Source organism: Crenobacter luteus, from assembly GCF_004345725.1.
Lineage (GTDB): Bacteria > Pseudomonadota > Gammaproteobacteria > Burkholderiales > Chromobacteriaceae > Crenobacter > Crenobacter luteus.
The window spans coordinates 1-4,881 of sequence record NZ_SLXG01000043.1; the positions used below are offsets into that span (position 1 = coordinate 1).

At 57.3% G+C, this 4,881-nt stretch carries 5 protein-coding genes; 4 read left to right on the plus strand and 1 reads right to left on the minus strand.

From position 1 onward, the window contains the following. Nucleotides 1-254: 254 nt before the first annotated feature. The 4 genes from EV683_RS14015 (at nucleotide 255) to EV683_RS14030 (ending at nucleotide 4,308) form a co-directional block, all read left to right on the plus strand. Nucleotides 255-881 (plus strand): plasmid mobilization protein, encoded by a 627-nt coding sequence (locus EV683_RS14015; RefSeq protein WP_131863200.1) that lies wholly within the window; start codon nucleotides 255-257, stop codon nucleotides 879-881. Nucleotides 882-1,062: 181 nt separating this feature from the next. Then, nucleotides 1,063-2,658: an Eco57I restriction-modification methylase domain-containing protein gene (locus tag EV683_RS14020; protein ID WP_243694773.1), complete on the plus strand. Its 1,596-nt coding sequence runs from the start codon at nucleotides 1,063-1,065 to the stop codon at nucleotides 2,656-2,658. Then, complete coding sequence (locus EV683_RS14025) at nucleotides 2,659-3,399, plus strand: type-2 restriction endonuclease (RefSeq protein WP_131863202.1); 741 nt, start codon at nucleotides 2,659-2,661, stop codon at nucleotides 3,397-3,399. A gap of 81 nt (nucleotides 3,400-3,480) precedes the next feature. Further along, nucleotides 3,481-4,308, plus strand: coding sequence for an abortive infection family protein (locus EV683_RS14030; RefSeq protein WP_131863203.1), 828 nt, complete (start codon nucleotides 3,481-3,483; stop codon nucleotides 4,306-4,308). 392 nt (nucleotides 4,309-4,700) lie between these two features. On the opposite strand, the gene EV683_RS14455 is transcribed toward EV683_RS14030, so the two are convergent. Continuing rightward, on the minus strand, nucleotides 4,701-4,881 hold a 181-nt coding region (locus EV683_RS14455; RefSeq protein ID WP_207910472.1), incomplete at its 5' end, for a hypothetical protein.

Below are 4,881 nucleotides of genomic sequence, written 5' to 3' on the forward strand. Positions count from 1 at the left end.
AGGCTTCCGCATGAGGGAACAAGCGGAGCAGGAGCAGAAATTTTTAACCGACTTTACCAAGTAGGTCTTGGCCCTAATCCTGGGGGCAGGTCAGGCAGGCTTCTTCTGCCGGCTTCTTGGTCATGACCAAGGATTTTCTTCGTCATGACGAAAAAAGCATGGGGGTGTGGGCTATTGCAGGATAGGCTGACGCCGGCAAAGTGTATTACACTACGTCTGCACAACACACTTACTCCCCCTTCCTGGAGACGCCTATGCCGCGCAATCCCGAGATTGGGGCAACCAGAGGTAGCTACATCTACCCCCTACGGTTGCCTGATGATCTGCGCGAGCAGTGGGCCACCTATTGCGAGCGCAACAAGAAGAAGGCTCCGGCCATCCTGCGAGCACTTATGCGCTATCTGATCCGGGACGATATGCCGCCCGAAGTTCGCCGATGGATCGCAGAGCAAGCAGAAGGCAGACCTGACGATGGGCCAAAGGAGCGGCTTGAGGTTCGCTTCACACCGACGGAATTCCAGAGCATCACCGCACGGGCCGAGGCCGAAGGCTGCTCACCTCAACGCTGGGTCATCAACTGCGTGCGTGCGAGCCTGACGCACGAGCCACAGTTCACGATGGAAACGACCAAGGCGCTATGGGAGTCTTCCAGCCAGCTCCGGGCCATCGGTCGGAACTTGAATCAGATCGCCAAGCGCCTGAATGAAGGTGGACAGGCTACGGTCAAGGCTGAGCAAATAGAGAGGCTGGCAACGTACATCTACCGGCATACAGACAAGGTAGCAGCCGTCCAGGATGCCAGCCTGAGTCGATGGCTAATTACGGATAGTGCCGACGTTTCTTCTGGAAGGGACAACTCACAGAGGGAGGCGACTGCATGATCGCCAGGACGCCAAAACGCCCCTCAATTACACGCTAATGGATTCCACACTCATGGCATATACGCCAACGGTCACAAGTCATCCTACCAAGCCAACCAGTTGCCCCATTCAGATGGCTACGGATGCATTGGCTACAGATGGCGGCCTCGAAGCTCGGGGAGCCATCTTTACACGTTCCGAGGTGGTTGATTTCATCCTGGACTTGGTTGGCTATACGGAAGATCAGCCTCTCCACGAAAAGCGACTTCTGGAACCATCATTTGGCGGGGGAGATTTTCTGCTGCCAATCATTGAGCGGCTGCTAAGCGCATGGCGGCTGGCAAGGCCAGATGGCTCTGCACTCGATGAATTGACCGATGCCATCCGGGCGGTGGAACTGCACCACAGTACCTACCGCAGCACCCATGCTGCCGTTGTCGCGTTGCTCAGGCGCGAGGGTATTGCGGCGAATACTGCGTCAACCTTAGCTAGCTGCTGGTTGTTGCAAGGCGATTTCCTGTTCGTGCCGCTGGAAGGTGAGTTCGACTTCGTGGTGGGCAATCCACCCTATGTTCGTCAGGAGCTGATCCCAGCTCCACTTCTCACCGCATACCGTAGTCGCTACCAAACGATGTATGACCGGGCTGACCTCTACATCCCCTTTATTGAGCGGTCACTTTCGGTCTTGTCGGATGGTGGCAGCCTGGGCTTCATCTGCGCAGATCGCTGGATGAAGAACCGCTATGGCGGGCCACTGCGCAGCCTTGTAGCAGAGCGGTTCCACTTGAAAGTCTATGTCGATATGGTGGATACGCCGGCTTTTCACTCGGATGTGATCGCCTATCCGGCCATCACCGTCATCAGCCGCGAAGCGCCAGGGGCAACACGCATCGCTCACCGCCCGGCCATTGACCGGGAAACACTGACCGCACTAGCCGGTTTGCTGCATGCGCCGATGCTGCCGAAAGACGCCGGGCCAGTGCGGGAACTCGCTCGCGTGACCAATGGGGCAGAGCCGTGGCTGCTTGAATCAGCCGACCAGATGGCGCTTATTCGCCGTTTAGAGAGCGCTTTCCCCTTGCTGGAAGAAGCAGGGTGCAAGGTTGGGATCGGTGTCGCAACTGGTGCTGATAAAGCGTTCATCGGGGATTTCGAGACGCTCGATGTAGAAACAGACCGGAAGTTGCCGCTGGTGACAACCAAGGACATCATGACTGGCGAGGTGCAGTGGCGCGGTCAAGGCGTCGTCAACCCCTTCGCGGAGCTGGGTGGGCTGGTCGATCTTGAAGAATATCCACGCCTGCGGCGCTACCTTGAGGCTCGACGCGAGGTGATCGCCGGGCGGCACTGCGCGCAGAAAGCGCCGGCCAACTGGTATCGCACGATTGACCGCATTACTCCTGCGCTGGCCTCGAGGCCGAAGCTCCTGATCCCAGATATCAAGGGAGAGGCGCATATAGTTTTTGAAGGCGGTGAGCTGTACCCCCACCACAACCTCTATTACGTCACTTCCGATGATTGGGATTTACGGGCCTTGCAGGCGGTACTGCTGTCCGCGGTTACTCGTCTATTCGTGGCGACGTACTCAACAAAAATGCGAGGTGGATTTCTGCGTTTCCAAGCGCAGTACCTACGCCGTATTCGTATCCCGCACTGGGCAGATGTGCCTGAACAGCTTCGCCGTGAATTGGCGGAAGCTGCCATCGGGAGGGATGTGCAAGCCTGCAACCGGGCTGTGTTCAAGCTCTATGGCTTGAGTCACGAAGAACGATCTGCCCTTGGGGGCAATGGAGAATAAATGGCGCTCGATCTCGTCAACTACGAACAGAAAGCCCACGAGGCCGTGAAGGCGTTTTGGGGTAACCGCGAAGCGGCAAGGCAAAAACAGATTGAGTCGGGCAAAGCCGACCAAGGTGAACGCGCAGGCGTCACTGGTGGTAAGAACATGGACGGGTTCTTGGCCTTGGTGCTCGACATCATCAAGGCCAATGGTCTGGCCCATGCAGAAATCCACCAGAACAAGGCAATGCTGACCTTACCCGGCTACTTCCGCCCGACGAAGCTATGGGATCTCCTGGTGATCTACAAGGGTGAGCTGATCGCGGCCATCGAGCTGAAAAGTCAGGTTGGCCCATCGTTCGGGAATAACTTCAACAACCGAACCGAGGAAGCCATCGGAACGGCGCATGACCTCTGGACGGCTTTCCGGGAAGAGGCATTCGGAAAACAACCGCGCCCCTTCGTCGGGTGGTTGATGATGGTTGAAGATGCGCCTGAATCCCGCAGGCCCGTGCGTGACTCGTCACCGCACTTCCCAGTGTTCGAGGAATTCAAGGGAGCGTCGTATCTCACGCGGTATGACCTGCTGTGTCAGCGGCTCGTTCAGGAACAGCTTTACACCACCGCTGCTGTCATCGCTGCTGAACGCAGCGCGGTGGACACCGGCGACTTCACTGAACTGTCGTCGATGACCAGCCTCAAGACGTTCGTTGCAGCCCTTGCCGGCCACGTTGCGGCAGAGGCCGCGCGGTTGGGTTGATGGCGCCGCCTTCCTTTGACAACACTTGGGGCGATGGTCGAAGCGCGAAGCCGCGCACAGCGGTGACATAGGGGAACGCGCATGTCCGATCTGAGTGGTAGTGAGCGTCGCAAGCTGGAAAAGCTGCTTGGCATGGGCGGCGGCTACGTCCTGAACTTCTCTGACCGCACTTTCGGGGACTTCTTCGATGATTACAGGGTCGAGATTGACGCCGAGCGGTACAGGGCACGGGGCACGTCCAAGGCCAATCGGATGCGCACCTTTTGGGATGTGGACGGCAATCATGTTGTGGGGCGGGTCATTGGCGGGCTGATCGAGTATGCGACCGATGAGCAATGCTTCGGTGACAGCAACCCGCTGCTGATCGACGACTGCCGAAAGATCGCCCAGCGTCTTCTCAGTGACCAACCGGTGGCCGAGTTGGATGCGCTGACGGCCATCGCGGACGAGCGGGACTTCGAGGTGGTAGCAGAGCACGTCCGCGAAGCCATCGAGAAAAACCAGCCTGAGGGCGGGCTGGATCGATTGCATACTTTCGTCAACAAGTTCATCCGGGTGACGTGCGAGCCGCACAGCATCACGATCACTCGTGACAAGCCGCTGCACAGCGTCTTCGGCGAGTACGTGAAGGCGCTTCGGGAAGGTGGTCACCTTGAGTCAGCCATGACCGAGCGCATCTTGAAGTCCAGTATCTCGGTGCTGGAAGCCTTCAACGACGTGCGCAACAACAAGAGCCTCGCACACGACAACCCGATCCTGAACTACGAGGAAAGCCTGCTGATCTTCAATCACGTTGCGGCGTCCGTTCGCTTTATCAAGGCGCTGGAGATGAAGATCAAGGCCCAGGCCAAAGCGGTAGAGCAGCAGGTGTCATCGCGCGACCCGTGGGACGAGAACATTCCGTTCTGAGCGGTACTCCAGCGGTACAGAGCTTAGTTTTGCCCACCTTCGCCAAGCTGCGCTAAACTACTGTCGCAGTTTACTTTTTTGTTCTCTAGCTTACGCTCACCTATGCTTGATTTTCCTAGGCATAGCCCGTTGGCGACGAACTCATAATCCTTTGGTCGAGGGTTCGAGCCCCTCCGGGCCCACCAGTACAGCACCCACACCGGCATCGTTTCACGATGCCGGTGTTTTTTTGTCGTTCCTCGTCTCTATAGTCTGGTTGCGCTGCTCATCTTCGCCTGGTGTGTCCTCGCGGGTGCTGGGTAAAGCTGCCTTTGGAAAGCCCTTTGCTGGCTGGGTTGGGCGTCGGGTGTTTGTGCGGGTAATTCGGGGAAGGGGTGCTTGACAAAGTTTGTTTAAAAACAACGGCTTGTCGATGAATTATTTGGTTTGCGGTAATTTTTTGCATTTTTTCGCGCCAAAGGTGTTGACGTCGCGGATGGGGGTGGGTATAGTTCGCCTCCTCGCTGCAGCGCAAACGAAACAACGACGCGACGCAGCCCGCTCTTTAATAAATCGAACAACCGATAGGTGTGA

What these genes read in the sequence shown, in the direction of transcription:
- EV683_RS14015 (WP_131863200.1), top strand. Translation starts at nt 255, where the DNA reads ATGCCGCGCAATCCCGAGATTGGGGCAACCAGAGGTAGCTACATCTAC.
- EV683_RS14025 (WP_131863202.1), top strand. Translation starts at nt 2,659, where the DNA reads ATGGCGCTCGATCTCGTCAACTACGAACAGAAAGCCCACGAGGCCGTG.
- EV683_RS14030 (WP_131863203.1), top strand. Translation starts at nt 3,481, where the DNA reads ATGTCCGATCTGAGTGGTAGTGAGCGTCGCAAGCTGGAAAAGCTGCTT.